General features: G+C 42.0%; 20 protein-coding genes and 1 other RNA gene. 9 read left to right on the top strand and 12 right to left on the bottom strand.

From position 1 onward, the window contains the following. Positions 1–28 precede the first annotated feature (28 nt). A complete protein-coding gene (locus A5877_RS13670) occupies positions 29–766 on the top strand; it encodes a hypothetical protein (protein WP_005237197.1) in 738 nt (245 codons plus the stop codon). Continuing rightward, positions 745–1,218, top strand: a complete 474-nt coding sequence (locus tag A5877_RS13665) for a hypothetical protein (protein ID WP_016619863.1) — start codon at positions 745–747, stop codon at positions 1,216–1,218. The genes A5877_RS13670 and A5877_RS13665 overlap by 22 nt, the downstream gene beginning before the upstream one ends. Positions 1,219–1,335: 117 nt before the next feature. On the opposite strand, the gene A5877_RS13660 is transcribed toward A5877_RS13665, so the two are convergent. From A5877_RS13660 to A5877_RS13650, 3 genes are read right to left on the bottom strand one after another with little or no spacing between them, the layout of a single operon-like run. Beyond that, positions 1,336–2,796: a sensor histidine kinase gene (locus A5877_RS13660; RefSeq protein WP_016619861.1), complete on the bottom strand. Its 1,461-nt coding sequence runs from the start codon at positions 2,794–2,796 to the stop codon at positions 1,336–1,338. Continuing rightward, entirely contained in the window at positions 2,796–3,509 is a 714-nt protein-coding gene (locus A5877_RS13655; protein WP_016619860.1) for a response regulator transcription factor, read from the bottom strand. The genes A5877_RS13660 and A5877_RS13655 overlap by 1 nt, the downstream gene beginning before the upstream one ends. Next, positions 3,490–3,840, bottom strand: a complete 351-nt coding sequence (locus A5877_RS13650) for an SdpI family protein (RefSeq protein WP_016619859.1) — start codon at positions 3,838–3,840, stop codon at positions 3,490–3,492. Before A5877_RS13650 ends, A5877_RS13655 begins: the two co-directional genes overlap by 20 nt. A gap of 145 nt (positions 3,841–3,985) precedes the next feature. On the opposite strand from A5877_RS13650, the gene A5877_RS13645 reads away from it, so the two are divergent. After that, positions 3,986–4,756: a Cof-type HAD-IIB family hydrolase gene (locus A5877_RS13645; RefSeq protein ID WP_016619858.1), complete on the top strand. Its 771-nt coding sequence runs from the start codon at positions 3,986–3,988 to the stop codon at positions 4,754–4,756. Positions 4,757–4,818: 62 nt separating this feature from the next. Beyond that, positions 4,819–5,182: a transfer-messenger RNA gene (ssrA, locus tag A5877_RS13640) on the top strand. Between the two features lie 335 nt (positions 5,183–5,517). On the opposite strand, the gene A5877_RS13635 is transcribed toward ssrA, so the two are convergent. Then, positions 5,518–5,733, bottom strand: a complete 216-nt coding sequence (locus tag A5877_RS13635; protein WP_034872498.1) for a helix-turn-helix transcriptional regulator — start codon at positions 5,731–5,733, stop codon at positions 5,518–5,520. Positions 5,734–5,847: 114 nt separating this feature from the next. On the opposite strand from A5877_RS13635, the gene A5877_RS13630 reads away from it, so the two are divergent. The 3 genes from A5877_RS13630 (at position 5,848) to A5877_RS13620 (ending at position 8,273) form a co-directional block, all read left to right on the top strand. Continuing rightward, a complete protein-coding gene (locus tag A5877_RS13630; protein WP_016619857.1) occupies positions 5,848–6,147 on the top strand; it encodes a hypothetical protein in 300 nt (99 codons plus the stop codon). A 147-nt stretch (positions 6,148–6,294) separates the two neighbouring features. Further along, positions 6,295–6,663: an ACT domain-containing protein gene (locus tag A5877_RS13625; RefSeq protein WP_016619856.1), complete on the top strand. Its 369-nt coding sequence runs from the start codon at positions 6,295–6,297 to the stop codon at positions 6,661–6,663. Positions 6,664–7,172: 509 nt separating this feature from the next. Next, a complete protein-coding gene (locus A5877_RS13620) occupies positions 7,173–8,273 on the top strand; it encodes a mandelate racemase/muconate lactonizing enzyme family protein (protein WP_016619854.1) in 1,101 nt (366 codons plus the stop codon). Positions 8,274–8,326: 53 nt separating this feature from the next. Here the strand turns inward: A5877_RS13620 and A5877_RS13615 are convergent, their stop codons facing one another. Then, positions 8,327–9,742, bottom strand: a complete 1,416-nt coding sequence (locus A5877_RS13615) for a glycoside hydrolase family 1 protein (RefSeq protein WP_016619853.1) — start codon at positions 9,740–9,742, stop codon at positions 8,327–8,329. Between the two features lie 15 nt (positions 9,743–9,757). After that, positions 9,758–11,062 (bottom strand): PTS sugar transporter subunit IIC, encoded by a 1,305-nt coding sequence (locus A5877_RS13610; RefSeq protein ID WP_016619852.1) that lies wholly within the window; start codon positions 11,060–11,062, stop codon positions 9,758–9,760. Positions 11,063–11,232: 170 nt separating this feature from the next. Between A5877_RS13610 and A5877_RS13605 the strand changes: the two genes are divergently transcribed. Then, the gene (locus tag A5877_RS13605) at positions 11,233–11,934 is read left to right on the top strand and encodes a GntR family transcriptional regulator (RefSeq protein ID WP_042890247.1); all 702 of its coding nucleotides are present in this window, start codon (positions 11,233–11,235) and stop codon (positions 11,932–11,934) included. A gap of 49 nt (positions 11,935–11,983) precedes the next feature. Here A5877_RS13605 and A5877_RS13600 read toward each other — a convergent pair whose 3' ends face one another. The 4 genes from A5877_RS13600 to A5877_RS13585 form a co-directional block, all read right to left on the bottom strand. Beyond that, positions 11,984–12,751 carry a serine hydrolase gene (locus tag A5877_RS13600; RefSeq protein WP_086316974.1) on the bottom strand — a complete coding sequence of 256 codons (768 nt, stop codon included), beginning with the start codon at positions 12,749–12,751 and terminating at the stop codon, positions 11,984–11,986. A gap of 36 nt (positions 12,752–12,787) precedes the next feature. Then, complete coding sequence (locus A5877_RS13595) at positions 12,788–13,699, bottom strand: C40 family peptidase (protein ID WP_008377632.1); 912 nt, start codon at positions 13,697–13,699, stop codon at positions 12,788–12,790. 21 nt (positions 13,700–13,720) lie between these two features. Then, positions 13,721–14,794, bottom strand: a complete 1,074-nt coding sequence (locus tag A5877_RS13590) for a dipeptide epimerase (protein WP_016619850.1) — start codon at positions 14,792–14,794, stop codon at positions 13,721–13,723. A 183-nt stretch (positions 14,795–14,977) separates the two neighbouring features. Then, positions 14,978–16,639, bottom strand: a complete 1,662-nt coding sequence (locus A5877_RS13585; protein WP_016619849.1) for a peptide ABC transporter substrate-binding protein — start codon at positions 16,637–16,639, stop codon at positions 14,978–14,980. A gap of 719 nt (positions 16,640–17,358) precedes the next feature. Here A5877_RS13585 and A5877_RS13575 point away from each other — a divergent pair. Further along, the gene (locus tag A5877_RS13575) at positions 17,359–17,694 is read left to right on the top strand and encodes an antibiotic biosynthesis monooxygenase (protein WP_016619847.1); all 336 of its coding nucleotides are present in this window, start codon (positions 17,359–17,361) and stop codon (positions 17,692–17,694) included. 74 nt (positions 17,695–17,768) lie between these two features. Here A5877_RS13575 and A5877_RS13570 read toward each other — a convergent pair whose 3' ends face one another. Both A5877_RS13570 and A5877_RS13565 read right to left on the bottom strand, forming a co-directional pair. Next, entirely contained in the window at positions 17,769–18,542 is a 774-nt protein-coding gene (locus A5877_RS13570) for a hypothetical protein (protein ID WP_016619846.1), read from the bottom strand. 168 nt (positions 18,543–18,710) lie between these two features. Further along, entirely contained in the window at positions 18,711–18,938 is a 228-nt protein-coding gene (locus tag A5877_RS13565) for a hypothetical protein (protein WP_005237217.1), read from the bottom strand. Positions 18,939–19,015: the final 77 nt, after the last annotated feature.

Raw genomic sequence — 19,015 nt, 5'->3', positions numbered from 1 at the left:
TACTATGTACTAGGATGAGGTGACTTAGATGAAAACTATACATTTTGCGATTGCCAGCATTTTTTATCATAAAAAAGCCATGGTGCTTTATACGCTTGTATCCTTCTTTGCCGTGATTGGCTTGATCGTGACGTTTGCCTTGATCTATTCGATGGATCAAGTGATCGCTCAAACAAGAGATCTCTTGGCGACAGAAGATCTGCAAACGAAAGTAGCCGAAGAGATCCAACCAGTCACGACAATCTATCATCAACTGTTCTATTTGATTTTTAGTGCCTTTACACTGGTCTTTATTGGCTTTCAAGTTTACTATCAATTATATAAACGCTCGGAATACACAGCTTGGTTAGCAAGTGGCGCCACCACCAGACAATGGGTAGCGATGCAGATCATTGAAATGCTCTTGCCGCTCTTAGCAGCCGCTGTGATCGCCTTTGTCTTATTGCTACTCTTCCAGCCTTATTTCCAGCGGGAATTACTTAGTGGGCATATCATTGCCCTTGATCGAGAGCGTGCTTCTGATAACTTTTGGGAGGCTGTACAAAGTCTTCCTGGACAAGAATTCGCCATTACGATTCCGCAGAATAGTCAAATTCTGGTCCAAAATGTCGATTTGAACAGCACCACTTGGCTTGCTATTTTATTTGAAAGCACACGCCACACACTTGTCGTCTTACTTGCCGCTGTTACCAGTTTTACTGGTTTGATTGCCAGCGGACATAGTCTGTATTGGAGGAAAAAACAATGGAAAAACCAACTCAGCTAACGAAACCAATTGGTTTCTATTATGTTTCGAAAGACAATGAAACAAAAACTTCTGAATTAAGTTTGCTGCTTTCACAAAAAAAAGCCATCTTGATTCGTGCTCAATGGCCCTCCGTTCCCTTTTTATCCGTCATGGACAATGTATCTCTTGCAAATAAAAAAGGGGGCGATTTAGAGGGTGTTCTGCCTTATGTTCAGCTTCCCTTATCGGCTTTGAAAAAAGAGCGGACAGAATTAGGCCCCTTTGAGGAGATCAAAATTCAGCTGCTCTTAGCGTTACTTTCAGAAAGAGAAACCCTTTTAATCGAAAATGTCTTGAACACGTTAACAACAGAAGAGGTCCAAATCCTACTACCTTTGTGCCAAGAAATCGCCGAACAATTTGCTGTTGCCATCTATTTGATCCATGAAGACGAATGCTTTGCCCATACGCCCTATACCACTTATCTATAGTTTACATAGCCCTCAAACAAAAAGACTTGCTTGCAAAAGCAAGTCTTTTTGTTTGGGCTGCTGCCAATGAACCGCAAAAAAATCGACCGGCTAAGCGAATTTCTGCCGGTCGATTCCTTATTCTTCATTCAAGTCGATATCTGGAAAAGAGATTTTAAAGGTCGTGCCTTTGCCAAGTTCACTTTCTACACTGATCTTTCCTTTGTGCAGGCGTACGAGCTGTTCAACGATTGATAAGCCTAGACCTGATTCGCCAAATTGACGGTTTTTACGGGACGGATCGACTTTGTAGTAACGATCCCAAATATTTTTGACTTGTTCTTCAGACATGCCGATTCCCGTATCACTGATTTCGATAATCGTTTCTAAATAGCCTTTTTCTATTCGGACCCGAATTTCTCCTTCTTCCGTAAACTGGATCGCATTTTGTAAAATATTGACCATGATCTGGACGAAACGATCATAATCCGCGTAGACATCGATTGGATCGGTTGTTTCTAAAATCAGCACATCTTTGGCAATTTCTGCCTTGCTCTCCAGTTGCGTCAACAGATTTTTGATGGTTTGCGTCGCATCAAATTTTTTGATGACCATCGAGATTTGGTTGGTTCGGATTTTTTCGTAGTCAAGGTTTTCGTTGACAAGACGAATCAAACGATTGGTTTCATTTTTCATCAAGCGGATCGCATTGTCCTTTTGATTTTCAGGAATTGCGTTGTACTCTAAGCCTTCCAATAAGCCATTGATGGTCGTCAACGGGGTACGCATCTCATGAGAAGCATCGGCCATAAATTGCCGACGACGTTCTTCTTGCCGTTCAATTTCTTCTTGAGATTCTTTTAAGGATTTCGTCATTAAATTAAAATCTTCGGCTAATTCATCAAATTCATCCCGATTATGCACCGGCAAGAAAATATCAAAATTGCCATTAGTAATTTCTTTGGTTGCTCGTTTCATTCGATTGATCCGTCTTACTTGGAACGTAGCGAAAAGGTAACTGATCAATAATGAGACAACGATCGAGATCAAACAAACTTTAAACAAGTTTTGATTAAAAGCACTGACAAGATTCAAAATACTGCTTGCCGATTGCGAAACCACCATTACACCGTAAAAATCCGTGCGATTGACAGAAAAAGGTATCAACACATAGGAAGTCAGTTCTTTTTCCCCGTATAAATTTGTGGCGGAAGTCAGTTGTAGACGCGCCCCATTTTCTAAGGATTGCCAGTCTTTTTCAGAGATCGGAAAATCAACAGCATGAGCGGTATCTAGTGGATAAATAATGTCATCAGGACTTTTAAAGAAAGCAAAGGAGATATCTTGGTTGCTCAAAATATTCTCAGCCAAACGCAAGGAATACTGTAGATAGCCATCCCGGGTCATATTTTGCTGTAAATATTCTGAATCACTGATTTGCGAAATCGTCGCGACCGACGAAGCATACCCCATTAACTGCTCATAATTCCGTTCTTGTAACGTTTGGCGTGTCATTTGAGTAAACGCAATACCAATCGTCATCAAGATCACGAAGATCACCACAAAAAATGCAATCAGCTGTTGATACAGGTAGCGCATTAAGCAGCACCCGCATCATCAAATTTGTACCCAACGCCCCAGACGGTTTGAATGATCTGTGGCCCCACTTTTTCAATTTTTTGTCTTAGTTTTTTGATGTGTGCATCAACGGTCCGTTCATCGCCAAAGTATTGGTAATCCCAAACCAGTTCTAACAGCTGTTCTCTCGAAAACACTTGTCGCGGTTTTTTCGCTAACGTATAAAGCAAATCAAATTCTTTCGGCGTCAACCCATCGATGGGTTTGCCATTTAAATAGGCTTCCCTTGTTTTTGTGTTCATTTTGAAATGATCGGTGACGATATCAAAGGTGGCATCGGAAGCTTCGGGTGTTGTTTTTTCAACCAATTCACTGCGGCGGTGTAATGCCTTGATCCGTGCAATCAAGGTCAATGGACTAAAGGGTTTCGTCACATAGTCGTCCGCCCCCATCTCTAACCCGATGACTTGGTCGCTTTCTGAATCACGGGCCGTCAACATAATAATAGGTACTGTACTGGAGATTTTGCGAATTTCTCGCGCCACCATCATGCCATCCATGGAAGGAAGGTTCAAGTCAAGGGTGATCATGTCCCATTTGTCTGGTTCAGCAGCAAAGGCTTCCAGTCCTTCTTTGCCGTCGTACTTAAAAGCCGCTTCCCATCCTTCATTCAAGAAAAACATTTGCATCATTTCAGAAACAGATTCGTTGTCTTCAATCATTAATATATTCATTTTCTTCACCTCTATGTTCTTTATCAAATCGTTGCAGATTCTCTTCGATCAGGCCAAAGATCGGCACGATGAACCAAGGGATCGCGATCATTTCAACTAGGAAAAAATTGGTCCATTCTTGCCATTTCAAGACAAACCCAATGACCGCCATGATTCCGCCAAAAAGCAGAAAAAATCGGGCAGATAGTTTTTGGGCCTGTCGCCAATTGCGTTCATTTTGTTTTGCTAGATAGGAACGGTATCCATAAATAAGGTTCATTTTTTTTGATGGAAAAAGAAAAAAAGTGAGACCAATCAAGAAAAAAATGCTGCCAATTACTAAAAAAATCATCGTTTCACTCCATTCTTCCTATAGTATACTCGAATTTCTTTCTTCTACCAACAACTTCACCGATTATTCATAAAGGTTTGCCTTTTTTTCAATCTTTGATAAGATTGTGAGTGGACTATGACTATAAACCTTAGGAGTAAGATACATGACCTATAAAGCATTAACTTTTTTTGATCTTGACGGTACACTTTTAGATGAACACTCGCAAATCACTTCGGAAATTGCTGAGGCGATGGCGAGGTTGCGTAAAAACCAAGTACTGCCGATCATTGCAACAGGCAGAACCGAACCTGAAGTTACCGCTATTCGTGAAGCAGCTGGTATTACCTCGAACATCGTCATGAACGGTGCTTTTATCCGCATTGATGGCAAAGAAGTTTTTTCCGATACCCTTGAGCCTGAGCTTTGCGCACGGATGTACCAAGCCGTCAAAGACAATGGCGATGAGCTGTGTTATTACAATGAGAAAGGCTATTGGGCGACTGGTCACACCGAGGAAATGGTTGGTGCATATAACTACGTCCGTAGCCCTCTACCAGAAATCGATCCTCTGCATTATGAAACAGATCGGACCAATATGTTGTTGGTTTTAGGTGTCGGCAACGATGCTTATTATCATGAGCGTTTTCCCGAACTAACTTTTTATCGTAATACGCCCTTTTCAATCGATGTCGTAAAATCCGGGACTTCTAAAGGGACTGGCGTAAAAACCTTGGTAGAATTGTTGGGTCTAGAAGATGTACCTACCTTTGGCTTTGGTGACGGCAGCAACGATTTCGCCCTTTTAGAAGCCTGTGACCACAAGATTGCAATGGGAAATGGGATTCAAGAGTTAAAAGAGCTGGCAGACTTCGTGACCTTGAAAAATACCGAAGGCGGGATCGTACACGCCCTGAAACATTTTGACTTAATCTGATTCTTTGCACACGCACGAAAATATGGTATACTAGTGAATGGTAGCGATACCCCTTTTATCAAGGGGATGTTACGGATTCGACAGGCATAGTTGAGCCTGAATTGCGCTTCGTAGGTTACGTCTACGTTAAAACGTTACAGTTAAATATAACTGCTAAAAACGAAAACTCTTACGCTTTAGCTGCCTAAAAACAGTTAGCGTAGATCCTCTCGGCATCGCCCATGTGCTCGAGTAAGGGTCCTATTCTAAGTGGGATACGTTTTATCTTTCCGTCTGTAAGATAAAAAAGAGATCATCAGACTAGCAATACAGACTGCCTGTCACTCGGCAAGCTGTAAAGCGAATCTACAAATGAGTTGACTATGAGCGTAGATTTTTAGGTAGCAATATGTTTGGACGCGGGTTCGACTCCCGCCATCTCCATTTTAAACTGTCAGTAAGTGACACTAAGAGCCAAAACCTTGATTTTACAGGGTTTTGGCTTTTTACTTGTGCCAGTATGTGACACTATTTGACTACCAATCTAAAAAGTTTTCTAAATAGTTTTTTCAAAAGCACGCAAAAAAAAGCCCGCCACTCCGAAAAGTGGTGGGCTAGAAGTGATGCCGTCCGCTGGCGTGCTTCCTAAATCCTTCTGTGTCGCCTTCTCTGATTTCTATAGGATATAAAAACAAAGAGAACCTTAGAATAGTCACGTCGCTACAGTGTGATTACGATATTCTAAGTGTTCTCTTTTTTGCCTTAGCCTACTTTTCAAAAAGTTATTTTTTCGTGAGTCTGATAATTTCTGAAATATCGTCAATTTCTAATGCATTAGCGATTCTTTCAATATGTTGAAGGTAAACTTTCTCTCGTTTTCCATTTGCCAGCTTATTAATAATCGAAGGTTCAATATCCGATAAGCGTGCTAACTCTCTTAGAGAAATTCCTCGGCTTTTTACAAGCTCTTTTAAGCCTATTTCTATTCTTCTGTTCATGTGTTCCCCACCTTTTCTGCAAACAGATGTTGTTCCTAGAGACATCATATAGTAAAATAGGATTAAAAGTGGTGTCTATACAAACATCAATAAAAGCAGAATGGAGGCGTTACGTTGAAAGAAATAGAAAAGATGGGTATTAAGACGAGTAATAAGCAGCCGGTAAAAGAAATTAGCTACCAGGACATATATGGTTTAGGAGATACTTTGGAGCAATTGAAATCTTGGCAAGAACCACTCGGTGTATTAGAAAAATTTTTCAGTGACAAAAAAAGATCCGTGAATAAGCAGAAAATCATCCGAGATTATCATGCCTGCTCCTTATTATTCCATGTTTTTCTCACAGACTTAGGTAGCTCCCTCGAAAAACCGGAACTCCAGATTGGTGATTTAAAGACTCGAAGAAAAGTTTAATACCAGAACGATAGGTTGAGCTCCTATCAAGGTATAGACTATCGTTCTCTTTGCTAATTGGTTTGATAATTGAAAATGTTTAACAGCTTATTCCCTTCGTTCTTCCCATTTGATATGATGAAAGCATCAAACGAAGGACGTGATTAGATGAAACTAACCTTACTGGCTCCCTCTTTTTCTGTCATCCAAGTAAAGAGTATTGATCCTTCGATACTGAAGATTGTTCCTCTTTTTTTTGCCCATACGTCAGAAGAACTTTCTTTGGTGTTACCAACTGCAAACGTTCCAGCTGAAACGCTAAACAGAGAAGATGGATGGAAAGCGATGAAAATAATTGGTGTGCTGGATTTTAGCTTAATTGGCATTATTGCAAGAATCTCTTCCCTTCTAGCCGAGGAGTCAATCAGTATTTTTGCTGTTTCTACCTTCAATACTGATTATATTTTAATCAAGGAGCATCAGGTAGAACAAGCTCGTACTGTTTTAACCGCCAATGATTATTCCTTTGTCAATTGAGAAAAAACTTTTTCTTCCTTACTACAAGTTACTCTCGCTCGCTTTATGAAATACAAAAGAACGACTGAACCAAAGAAGTTCAGTCGTTCTTTTGTATTTCACTTGTCGTTGAAGAAAGATAAGAGTACTAGGTATCCCAAATAAAAGACTTCCCCAAGCTTTCATCTGCCCCAGTACTCTTCATTGCTCGTTGTTAAGATAATCATAATACAAAAATGATTTTTATTCAATAAATATGTCTATAAATTACATTAAATACCTTTTTATGACAATTTATAAGGTTTTCAATTCATTTCTTATAACATCTCTCCAATTTCTATTTATATTCTGAAGAGGTCCTTTAGCTTCGCTCCTAAGTGAATGACCTCTTAAAAAGAGACATTCTTGTTTCCTAAGTATTGAATTTGAGCGATTTTTGTCTTGTCAATCTCGCGTTCCCATGCTAACATGATTATGCAAACGTTAACATTAAAATGCACACGTGAACATTAGTTTGAGGAGGATTTTTAATGGCAAAAATTACAGATGTACAAACAGCGTATTATCGGATACCTCTTCCGGAAATCATGGAAGATGCGAAGCACGGCTTACACACCCACTTTGAAGTGCCTATCGTCAAGATCGTTACTGATGAGGGACGTGAAGGTGTGGGCTATACGTATACTGGTGGCTTCGGTGGCGAATCGATTGCCAAACTGATCGACAAAGAACTAAAAGCAATCCTTTTAGGGAAAGATCCAGCATGTGTGGAGGCCTTGTGGGATCAGATGAACTGGGGCATTCACTATGTTGCCAGAGGCGGTTTAGCGAGTTTCGCCATTGCGGCTTGTGATATTGCCTTATGGGACTTACGCGCGAAAAAAGCACAAGAACCTCTCTACAAACTTTTAGGCGGCGCAAGTAACAAAGTCAAATGCTATGGTGGTGCGATCGATCTAAACTTTTCTCTTGAAAAACTCTTAGCCAATAATCAAAAATATTTAGACATGGGATTAAAAGCGGTCAAAATCAAATTGGGCCAAAAAACACTTGCCGAAGATATTGCTCGAATAAAAGCGGTCAGAGAATTGATTGGTCCCGATGTTGTCTTTATGGTGGATGCCAACATGAGCTGGTCTGTTGAAAAAGCGATCAAAGCCGCCAAACTGATGGCGCCTTATGACATTTTGTTCCTTGAAGAACCAACAATCCCCGAAGATTACGAAGGCTACGCTCGTATCGCTAAAGAAGGGCAAATTGCGGTCGCAGGCGGGGAAAACTTGCGCACCCCTATTGAGTTTGCTCATATGATCAAATATGGCAATGTCGATTTTCCACAACCCGACGCTTCCAATTGCGGTGGGATCACCGGCTGGTTGAAAATTGCTGCCTTAACACAAACAAGTAACTTATCTGTTTCTACACATGGCATGCAGGAATTACACGTCAGTCTACTGGCGGCGATGCCTAATGCTGGGTATCTTGAAATGCACAGTTTCCCAATCGATCAATACACCACGAGACCATTAGTGATCGATCCATCCGATGGCTGCGCGATTGCCCCAGAAGAACCAGGGATGGGTGTCATATTTGACTGGGAGAAACTTGCTCCTCATAAACAACCCTTTTAACTGAAAACCCACGATTATTTCCTTTAGGATTAGGAAATAATCGTGGGTTTTTATTACAGAATCAATGGTTTTTCTTCAAATGGAAGCCACCGTTCATCAATAAGGGAACGATACCAAGCGGCTGATTTTTTTAATGACCGGGTCCGTTCTTCATTTAACTCAATTCGGACGAGACCATAGCGATTTTTGAACGCATTCATAGGTGAAACACAATCGGTAAATGCCCAAAGCATATAGCCTTCGCAGTTGGCGCCTTCCTCGACGGCTTTTAGCAGCCAGTAAAGATGTTCGGTAATAAACTGAATCCGATAATCATCTTGGACTTGACCTGTGGCATCCATATACTGTTCTTCATTTTCCCGCCCCATACCATTTTCAGTGATCAGCCATGGAATATTGTCATAATTCTCTTTAAGATAATTAGCCATATCGTACATGACCTTCGGATAGATTTCCCAGCCACGAGAGTTATTCATTTGTTTTCCTGGCAAATCAAAGGTCTCATAAAACATTTCTGGATGAAATGGTGTATCCGAATGCCATTGATATCGTGGTGCCCGCACGCGTTTCGGGTAGTACTGATTGACACCTAAGAAATCCACCGTATGGGTGCGGATCGTTTCCAGATCTTCTTCTGTCGGATCAAAGTAGATGCCATAGGTTTGGCAAAGTGTGATAAGTTCCTCTGGATAATGACCTTTGACCATTGGATCAAAAAAGATCCGGTTGAAAAAGAGATCATACATTTTTTGCGCTTTTTGATCCTCCGGTGAGGAAGAGCGTGCGTAAACCATTTCTGGATTCAGCACACAACCGATGCGCCCCTCGTAGCCTTTTTCATGATAGACAGCCACCGCTTGGGCGGACGCCAATACTTTGTGATAATTCCAAAGCATCCATTTTTTTGTGTTTTGCTCATGGGGCCAGCGGATCGCATCGAGATAGCAACGAGTCTGAATAACGATCGGCTCATTGAAGGTGAACCACTGTTTGACTCGATCACCGTAACGTTCGAAGGCGATTTCGGCATAACGGGTATATAGATCGACCACTTTCCGCGAGCTCCAGCCATCATAGGCATCCATCAAACTAGCTGGCAGTTCATAATGTTCCAAACAAAGCATCGGTTCGACACCAGCCGCAAGCAATTGGTCGATAAGCTGATCGATATGAGCAGCATAGTCTTCATCAACGATCAGCTGCTCATGATCGGTAAAGAAGCGCGCCCAGTTGATCGATGTTCGATAATGGGTCAAATGAACCTCCTGCATCAGTTGAACATCCTCTGAAAACTTTTCCATAAAATTCGTCGCAACAGCAGGCCCGTAGCCATTATGCCAGACAAAGCGTTCTTCTTTGTACCAGCGATCGAGATACGAATCTTGCCCTTCTTTCTTTCCCTGCCAGCCTTCTGTCTGCCAAGCAGACGAAGCAGCCCCTAAAATAAATGTTTCAGGTATTTTTACCATTTTTGCAAAACTCCTTTATGCAACTTCATTGGTCGTACGATTCGTTACCAAAACAAAAGGTAGATAGATCAAAATCGCCACGACAATACAGATCACTTGCGTGATCACAGCCCCGATATCTCCGGCAGTAGCTAGATAAGCATTGACGATCGGTGGCATCGGCCATGGGACCATTACCACCGCTTTAGCGGCAAAGCCTAGACTTGTCGCCACGTATCCAATCGTTCCTGTTACTAACGGTGTGAGGATAAAAGGAATCGCCAAAATGGGATTCAGCATGATCGGCATTCCGAAGATCACCGGCTCATTGATATTGAAAATTCCAGGTGCTAATGACAATTTAGTGATTTGACGCATGTCCTCCCGTTTACCGACGATCAAAATCGCAATCAGCAAACCAATCGTCACGCCAGAGCCGCCCATACTCATATACATATCCCAAAACGGCATCGTAATGATATTGGGTACTTCTTTTCCAGCTTCAAAAGCTTCCGTGTTGACGGCGATCGCTGCCAGCAACAATGGTTCGCGAATGGGTTTGACCATCTGGTTCCCATGAATCCCGATGACCCAAAAAACTTGTGCGATAAACATCAACAACAAGATACCTGGTAATCCTTGGACGATCCCTTCCAGTGGTCGTTGGACGACATTGTAGATGATATCGTAGGCATACATCCCTGTGAGTGCTTTGATAGCAAAGCCAGCGGTGGCGATGATGGTCACGGTGAAAATCGTTGGAAACAATGCCGAAAAACTTGCCGAAACATTCCCTGGAACACTATCAGGCATCGTGATCTGCAGCCGTTTTTGTCTTCCTAGCCACGCATAAAGCTCGATGGAAACGATCGCAACGAACATGCCTAAAAATAGGCCTTTCGTGTCCGTGTATTGCTTAGCCAGCACGTTTTCGGCAACCACCGTCGCATCTTCGTGCAAAAATTCAAAGATCATTGGATTAACAGAAAGATAAGACATCACGGCGATGATTCCTGGAAAGACCCCCGAAATCTTATTTAATTTTGCTAGCTCAATCCCAATCAGGAACACTGCATAGATCGTTAAGAAACTCAACGTCACATAACTGACCGCAGATGAGATCGGTTTTAAACTTTCTAAGAAGCGCAGTGCCTCGATTTGTGCCAATCCATTTTCAGCATCAAAAACCATTGCTGAAAACAAAGTACCAAATGCCCCGGTAATTATTACTGGAATCAAAGCAGCAAAGGCATTTTTAATGACCATGATGTAGCGTAAATTGTTGATCCTGTTGGCAAATTTTCCCAAAACGTCAGCGAGTCGATCCATAAATCCTTGCATAAAACTCCCTCCTATACCTTGTTCTTCAATTGATGGAAAACGATTACATTACAAATGTAATTCATTTATTGAAGAATGTAAACGCAGGAAAAGCCTTTAAAACAGGGTATGTAAAGCTCCACGTTTACATACTTCGTTTTATCACTTATTATTATTTTGAGGTGAAGCAAATGGCGAACTACCATGACATCGCTGCCGATTTACGGAGCAAAATCAATCACGGGTTTTACGAAGAAGAGAAAAAATTGCCGAAGCAATCCGAACTGGCTGCGGATTATCAAACGAGCCGCGTGACGATTCAAAAAGCATTGAATATTTTACAAATGGAAGGCATTATTTACGGTAAAAAAGGCACGGGTACGTTTATCAGGGATTCCTATTCAACCTTCGATTACAACGCCAAGATCAATCGCGGGCTGACCAAGCGCCTTGGAGAAACAGGAAAGATCACCAGCAAGATCATTTCTTTTGCCATTCTTTTTCCCGATGAGAAAGAACAAGAAAAACTAAACATTCGCAGTGACCAGCAAATTTATGATATCGTTCGTTTGCGTCTATTTGACGATATACCCGTTGTTTTAGAATATACCATCATGCCGCTTCATGTCATTCCTGGCATTACCGAAGAAGTCTTAGCCTCTTCCGTCTATAGCTACATCACGAACCAACTCCACTCCTCGATTGGAACATCTGTCCGTCGTATCAAAGCGGATCGTGCAGACACCTACGACCAGCAATACTTAGCTTGTGCTGCCACCGATCCCATTTTAGAAGTGGAACAAACGGTTTACCTCGGCGATGGGACGCCTTTTGAATTTTCCCAATCACGGCACCGCTATGATATGGGGGATTTTATTGTTGTAAATAATTAATACGCTGCGTATCGATCCTCACTCAGAGGCACTCGATACGCAGCGTATTTTACTTAAAATACTGCTGATAGACTGTTTGACCAATTTCTCTTAGCCAACTGATCCCTCGGCCACTACCGGCTTTATCATAGGAAAATGCCGCAATGATGATCGTCGTTTCATTGGCTTGTAAATATGCTACATCGTGTTCGATGCGGTCAAGACGACCTGTCTTATTAAAAATGCGGCAAGAAGGCTGCGCAGTTTCAGCAAAATTCCCCGCTAATCCATCTTGAAATTGCTGCTGATTTAAAGGTGAAAATCCTAGTGCAGCTTCTTCTCGTTCCACACACCTTAGTAGCAGTTTGGCAGCCACCGAGGGTGTCAAGCGGTTCTCTTTGTCTTTGATCGGTCGCATCATATACCGTTCAAATTGGATCTCCGGCTCCTGAATCCATGCCTGAAGCGTGGGCAACCCTACTAAGTCCAATAGTACATTGGTCGCAGTATTATCAGATACGGCGATCATTGCCGTGAGAAGTTCACTGATGGTCCAACCTTTCTTCTGAGGAAAAAGACGGATCACCCCAGCACCCCCTGTCAGATCAACAGGGCTCACACAAATTACCTGTTGGGGATCGATCTTTTTTTCGATGATTTGTTCAAGATAATACGCGTACAAAACAAGCTTACTAATACTCGCTGCCGAAAACGACTTTTGACCCTGATAGTCAACAAGACATTCCGTTGGCGTACCGATCCATACCCCCATTTCCAACGTTGCCTGGTAGTTTTTTAGAATAGGATCAATTGCTACACGCAAGTCATCTTTTCTCATCAAATGCCCCTTTCCTTACGATCATGAAAAGAATGTTCATGAGTATTCCTGTGATTCATTCGGCTGGTTTTGCCAATAACGCGCCACAACTGCGAGTTCTGGTTCATAATTAGAGCCAGTGATTTTGGTTTTCATGACCCGTGACCCAGGTGTTCTTGAATGAATCATTTCGTCATCCCCCAAATATAGACCGACATGATGGACTTCGCCTTTTCCTTCTTCATAAGCAAACAACAGCAGATCCCCTGGTTGTGCCTGACTGTAAGGTACGATGTTTGCTTGTTGTGCTTGCTCGATCGTATCTCGGGGGATTAAAATACCATGAAGTCGATGCAGCGAATACATGAATCCAGAACAGTCAAAGCCACTGCCGCTAATGCCTGCCCAGACATAGGGCTGGTTTATAAATTGTTCTGCCAAGGCTATTATTTTTTCTGGGAGCTTTGCCCATGTGTCCGATAGGACGTGAGCAAAAGCTTTAGCGATCGTTGCTGGTCCATTAGGCGTAGCCACTTGATAGGAATCTGCGGTTTCCCCAACAAGTGGTAAAACTGTTCCAAAAGAAACAAGTCGTGTGGTCGAGTCAAAAACAAGCACGGCTTCTTTTGCAATCACACCAATCCTTCTTTTGGCTGTTGCATAGTCTGGTGACAATGGCTTCAATACCTCGTTCGGCAGATAACCCGGATACCCGAGTGGGTGTTTATTGCTTATTTGATCCAAGACGATCACATGGGACCAACCATCCGTTTGGGCGATGACTTCTACAATCGTCCCATATAATACTTCGGAGTCCACTAAGCTTTCCTGATAAAGCCGCATCGTATCTTCATCAGTCAAAAAAGTGTGCAGTGCTTCTAAAGGAAATGCTTTGATTTTTGCTAGTACTTTGTTTTCTTTGGGTTCCTTCCATAAGAAGGAAGAGCCAGCCTGAACAATTTGTTTCATCTTTGCTCCTCTCATAACTGTTTATTCGTTGATTCCTAGTCCGATGCGTTCGGTGACGCTCAAGCTTCCTGGACGCTGAAGAATCCCTTGCATTTCAGGGGAAGTCGTTTGGGTCTCCCACATAAAAGGAACATCCAGATCATAAAATTGGACATCCGCCATCCCCAAGGCAAAATGGGCGGCTGCAGCCATTCCCCCATACCCTTCAATCATCGAACCGACCATCACCGGCATTTGATGCTCTTTTGCCAATTGATAAATTTTTTGTCCCTCTTTGATCCCGCCGCTTTTCATCAATTTAATGTTCATATAATCGCAGCAGTTTTCAGCAATCAAACGTTTGGCATCCTCATAGGAAAAAAGACTTTCGTCTGCCATGATCGGAATCGTCGTCCGAGCAGTCACATAGCTAAGTCCAGCAAAATCATTGGCTTTGACGGGTTGCTCAACAAACTCGATCGGAATGTCTTGCCATTGGTCTAAAATCTGCACCGCTTCTTCTTTGGTCCAGCCTTGATTGGCATCAATTCGAAAGGGGATTTTTCCTGCCAAACGTTCATTGATGCGGCGAATTTTCGCAACCTCCTCTTCGATCGCGTCTACTCCCAGTTTGATTTTCAAGGAGCGAAATCCCGCCTGGATTTTCGCTTGGGCATCATGCAGCATCTGCTCCTGTGAACCAACACTGATCGTATAGTCGGTTGTCAGTGTATTGGCAGAACCACCTAAATAGCGGTAAAGAGGCAAGTTTGCCGCTTTTGCCAGTGCATCATGCAACGCGATATCAATCGCCGCTTTAGGGCTCGTATGATGCTGGATCAACGCATGAAGCTCATCCATTACCAGCAATTGGGCATCTACCTTTCTTCCTAACAGGAACGGGGTAAAGACAGTTTCGATATCTGTTAAAATACTTTCTTTTGTATCACCGGTGATCACTTCGGTAGGTGCTGCTTCTCCGATGCCAACGATCCCATTATCAAAAAAAAGCAGCACTCGAATCACTTCGACGGCGTGCACTTCTCTGAGCGCCGTTTTAAACGGTGCATTCAGCTGGATCGGAATTAGCTTCGTTTCAACTGCTGTGATTTTCATTCGTGTTCCTCCCAAAAGGAAAAGCCGTTCTTATCTAGCTGGAATGAATGATTCCTCTTCACTGCTAGATAAAGAACGGCTTTATTCCTTGCTCTAGTTGCTGAACGCTTGGCGTTCCTCTTTTCTGCAGTACTGTTTGACTACGTCAGTCGGTAGATGTATGAAAGAATTGTTTTTTTTTACTTATTCTTCGACAAACACATTTTTATAATCATAGGCAGCACCGACACTATGAACGATGAGGCCTTTGATCTTAGGCGACCGCAGATGTGCTTCTGCACTTTGGAAAAGCGGTATAACGCCCAAATCTTCATTTAAGATTTTTTCTGCTTCCACCATATTTTCCCAACGGGCTTCTGGGTCGTTGGCATTTTCATTGGAGGCTTGTTCGATCAATTGGTCGTAGTCATCATTTAGCCATTTCCCACGATTGTAGGAACTGTCTTTTTTGAACAATTCCAAAAAGTTGATTGGATCTGCATAGTCCCCGATCCAATTGTTCATGACCATCTCAAAATCGCCGCTATTGGAACGATCCAAACGAACAGAAAAAGGAACGTTTGTGACTTCGACAGTCAATCCATCCAGTGTTTGCTGCAAGGTTCCTTGAATGTATTCCGCCATTTTTTTCGATTGGTCGGTATCTGAGGTCAGCAGCTCGAAAGACAACGTATCGATCCCCAGCTCAGCTTTGGCCTTTTCCCAATACTCTTGGGCTTTTTCTTCGTCATAGTCTAACGTCGTTGCCGCATCCTCAACAAAGTCAGCTTTTGTCTCTGGATTGAAAGCTAGGTCAGAAGGAACAAAACCGACAGCCGGTAATGAGCCGTTGCCTAAAATATTCTCAACGATTTGTTGCCGATTCATGCTATAAGAAATGGCTTGCCGCAAATTTGCATTTCGAAAAGGCGAATCTTCTGGTGCTTGATTCATTTCTAAATACTGAGTGGTTGCACTAGGCTGAACAATGTAATCAGGATGATTCACATTCTGCATCGCCAATTCACCGCTTAAAATAATGTCATCGGCTTGTCCGCTTTCGTACAAGTTATAAGCAGTCGATGAGTCTTTCACGACATCGAAATTAACTGTTTCAAGTTTGACTGAATCGGCATCCCAATAATCCGGATTTTTTTCCAATGACCACTGGATATCGGTGCCTGGGCCAGCATAATTGGTCAATAGGAATGGTCCATTGTACGCCGCGTTTTCACTTGTTAAGGCGTATTGATCACCAAATTCCTCCACGACACGTTCGTTTTGTGGGAAGAAGGTTGGAAAAGCCAGTAAAGATAAAAAGTAAGGTGTTGGTTTTTCTAACGTGATTTTCAACTCATGATCATTGACTGCTTCGATCCCTAACTCGCTTTTATCTAGCGTCCCATCTGAAATAGCGGCAGCGTTTTTAACGGGTGCCAGCATATAAGCATAATTAGAAGCAGTGGCTGGATCAACGGTTCGCTGCCAGCTAAAAACATAATCAGCTGCAGTAACTGGATCGCCATTGGACCATTTTGCCTCTTCCCGCAGTGAAATGGTGTAGGTCAGCCCATCTTCACTGACTTCAGCTTCTTCACTTACCCCGGCAATCACTGGAACATTGTTCTCATCCAAGCGATAAAGGCCTTCATAAGCATTGTTCAGAGTAATAAAGCTATAAGAGTCGGTGGCTAAAGAAATATCGGCACTGCCCATCTCCGCCGAAAATTGCACATTGATCACTTGCTCTGCGGAAGAAGCTGCTGATGAATCCGTCTCGTTTTCTTGATTGCCATTTTGACAAGCTGCTAAAAAAAAGCTGCTTAGTAACACAAGCGATACTGCATATTTGCTGCGTTTCCCCATTTCTACTCATCCCCTTCTAACATTCAGATAATTCAAAAAATTCTGTTTGTTGTACCGAGTTTACCGCATGTTTATGCAGCCTGTCAATTTAACACGACCAAAAAATGTAAGAGGTTACATAGTTGTGTCAGAAGTTCTCTTCTGAATGTTAAAATTAGAAAAGAGCGACTTTATGCTAAATATCGTTGAAAGGAGTAGTTCCAAGAAACCACACAAAAAAGTTCTGATCTCCTAGCGATCAGAACTTTGGCTACTCTCTTATACATCATTTCGAAGAAAAATGGATAAAAAAAACTTCCACTATTTTCCTAATATTTCTTTCCTAACATTTCAAAAAAAAGACGCAAATTTCGTCTTCATAGCGCTTTCTCAGAACCTTCCCACTTTTTTGCCTTTCAACTCAAGGAATAAAAGAAATCTCCTCAGAAAGCAAAAAAAACGTATCTATTTTAAAATGGGAGTGGTACACTAAACAAACGAAGAGTACTGCACGTGAGAAAAGAAAGACTTCCCCAAGTATCCATTTTCTCCAATACTCTTCGGACTCTTCAGTACGTATATTAATTATACGTACTTTTTTCATTTGTTCAAGGCTTTTGAGGGATTTAATCAAAAAATGACTATCGATAAAAAGCTTACAAGATTCCATATCTAATTGACAATCATTCTCAATTAGCGCTATACTAAACCAAATCGTCCCGAGTCAAAGGAGGAATTTCATGTATATCCGTACCGTTGCGTTTGAAGTCATTCCAGAAGGAAAAGAACTCTTTCTTGCTAAAATGAAAAAAGATACCGCCTCAATGAAAACATTTGCTGGCTGTCACTCTGCTGAAGCATGGTTTTCAGAATCAAAAGACAGCCTCGTTTTCCAGTTGGTGTCAAAATGGACTGAGAAAAAAGCCTTTCAAGCTTGGTTAAAACGTCCCGAACATTTGCAAAAGCACCGAGAGGCGTATCGAGCAGAAAAAGAAGGAACTGCAAAACCGAACCTTGTTTTGTCCAAGACCGGTCAAGAATTTGTCTTGATCAATGAAGAGGCTACTCCTAGTTAAACTATAAGAGCGATCCACCAAAGCAGATTGATTTAGCTATGGTGGATCGCTTTCTTGTTCAGTGCCTCTCTTTTCTACTCCACCGTTCGCTCGTTCAAGGTTCTTCCTTGCTGATCTTTTAATTGTAGCCAACCATTGGTGCCCCCATAGTAAAGAAACATTCCTACCTCGTTGACACTTTTTAATACAACGTCTTCAATCGTGTGTCCCTCTTTGATCGCCGCTTGGTTTTCTTGCCGAATTTTTTCCGCTAAACGAGCAGAAAAACCAACCGATCCGTCTTTATTCAAGGGAATCTCTTGACTCAAAATTGCGCCTTTTTCAATTCGAACCTCGTTGCGTTTTTGCCAATAGACCCTTGCTTTACTTCCTTGATAGTCAACCATGAAGGGTTCATCTTGTAATTCTTTTGACCATTTGTGTCTTGGTTTGCCCCCTTTTTTTGCCTCTTTTGTCGTCTTTTTGCTCGTAGATCCATAGCCAAGAAAATCGATAAATCGATCAAATGGTTTTGCGCTAGCAGCAATGGTTTGCTGCAACTCTTTGGGTATGCCGATGGATGCTTTGGACCCATTGGTTAACTGATATTGTTCTTGATAATAGGCTACTAAGTAAGGAGCCATGATCTCCCAAGGTGGTGTGAGGATCATCAAGCGGTCGTATTCTAACTGGTCGTCAAAGGTTTTATCGTCTGCTACTGAGAAAATTTGGCCGTCTTTGATAAAAAATAGCACAGTATTTTCTTTGACTTGCGCTAAACTTCCCTTAACAATTTGCAGTTGGCCTGCTTCATTCGGCCATTCAAAAAGCAACTGCTGTTCCTCAACGATCGTCTTTTTTAGTTCCATCCTATTCCCTGCTTTCTGTTGTTTTCTCGCCTATTATAGCACTTCTTTTGCTAGGTACCTGAGTCTAAGAATCAAAAAAGAGACTGCTTCTGAGAAACAGTCTTTTTTTAAGGGAATTGGTTTACATGCATGGTTTCATTTTATTTTGATTGGGTGATTACCAATGGATCAGCTAAAAAAGCATTCAACTAGCGCTGGTTGATAGATCTCATTGTATTTTGCAACTACTCGTCCGCAACGTTCTTCGATATCTTCATGATCGATCCCATCGTAGCGGATCACATTTAATACGACACACCGTTCCATTTTTCTGACCACTTCACCGATCACGCGGCTTTGTAAGCCGACTGGTTTACATTCATATGCTTTACCTAATACAATAGTTTCTGCTTCCATAATTCTCTCCTTAAAAACTCATTTTTCTAATTGTATTATCATATTATCATCTAATTTTAATTAAATAAAGTAATATG

Origin of the sequence: Enterococcus sp. 3C7_DIV0644 (assembly GCF_002141235.1) — a bacterium.
GTDB lineage: Bacteria > Bacillota > Bacilli > Lactobacillales > Enterococcaceae > Enterococcus_D > Enterococcus_D entomosocium.
This window is presented reverse-complemented; position numbering and strand designations above follow the sequence as displayed.

Coding starts and splice junctions, on each gene's coding strand:
- A5877_RS13575 (WP_016619847.1), top strand. CDS start 17,359: ATGTATATCCGTACCGTTGCGTTTGAAGTCATTCCAGAAGGAAAAGAA.
- A5877_RS13620 (WP_016619854.1), top strand. CDS start 7,173: ATGGCAAAAATTACAGATGTACAAACAGCGTATTATCGGATACCTCTT.
- A5877_RS13590 (WP_016619850.1), bottom strand. CDS start 14,794: ATGAAAATCACAGCAGTTGAAACGAAGCTAATTCCGATCCAGCTGAAT.
- A5877_RS13625 (WP_016619856.1), top strand. CDS start 6,295: ATGAAACTAACCTTACTGGCTCCCTCTTTTTCTGTCATCCAAGTAAAG.
- A5877_RS13565 (WP_005237217.1), bottom strand. CDS start 18,938: ATGGAAGCAGAAACTATTGTATTAGGTAAAGCATATGAATGTAAACCA.
- A5877_RS13605 (WP_042890247.1), top strand. CDS start 11,233: ATGGCGAACTACCATGACATCGCTGCCGATTTACGGAGCAAAATCAAT.
- A5877_RS13645 (WP_016619858.1), top strand. CDS start 3,986: ATGACCTATAAAGCATTAACTTTTTTTGATCTTGACGGTACACTTTTA.
- A5877_RS13585 (WP_016619849.1), bottom strand. CDS start 16,639: ATGGGGAAACGCAGCAAATATGCAGTATCGCTTGTGTTACTAAGCAGC.
- A5877_RS13615 (WP_016619853.1), bottom strand. CDS start 9,742: ATGGTAAAAATACCTGAAACATTTATTTTAGGGGCTGCTTCGTCTGCT.
- A5877_RS13570 (WP_016619846.1), bottom strand. CDS start 18,542: ATGGAACTAAAAAAGACGATCGTTGAGGAACAGCAGTTGCTTTTTGAA.
- A5877_RS13610 (WP_016619852.1), bottom strand. CDS start 11,062: ATGCAAGGATTTATGGATCGACTCGCTGACGTTTTGGGAAAATTTGCC.
- A5877_RS13595 (WP_008377632.1), bottom strand. CDS start 13,699: ATGAAACAAATTGTTCAGGCTGGCTCTTCCTTCTTATGGAAGGAACCC.
- A5877_RS13650 (WP_016619859.1), bottom strand. CDS start 3,840: ATGATTTTTTTAGTAATTGGCAGCATTTTTTTCTTGATTGGTCTCACT.
- A5877_RS13660 (WP_016619861.1), bottom strand. CDS start 2,796: ATGCGCTACCTGTATCAACAGCTGATTGCATTTTTTGTGGTGATCTTC.
- A5877_RS13655 (WP_016619860.1), bottom strand. CDS start 3,509: ATGAATATATTAATGATTGAAGACAACGAATCTGTTTCTGAAATGATG.
- A5877_RS13670 (WP_005237197.1), top strand. CDS start 29: ATGAAAACTATACATTTTGCGATTGCCAGCATTTTTTATCATAAAAAA.
- A5877_RS13665 (WP_016619863.1), top strand. CDS start 745: ATGGAAAAACCAACTCAGCTAACGAAACCAATTGGTTTCTATTATGTT.
- A5877_RS13600 (WP_086316974.1), bottom strand. CDS start 12,751: ATGAGAAAAGATGACTTGCGTGTAGCAATTGATCCTATTCTAAAAAAC.
- A5877_RS13635 (WP_034872498.1), bottom strand. CDS start 5,733: ATGAACAGAAGAATAGAAATAGGCTTAAAAGAGCTTGTAAAAAGCCGA.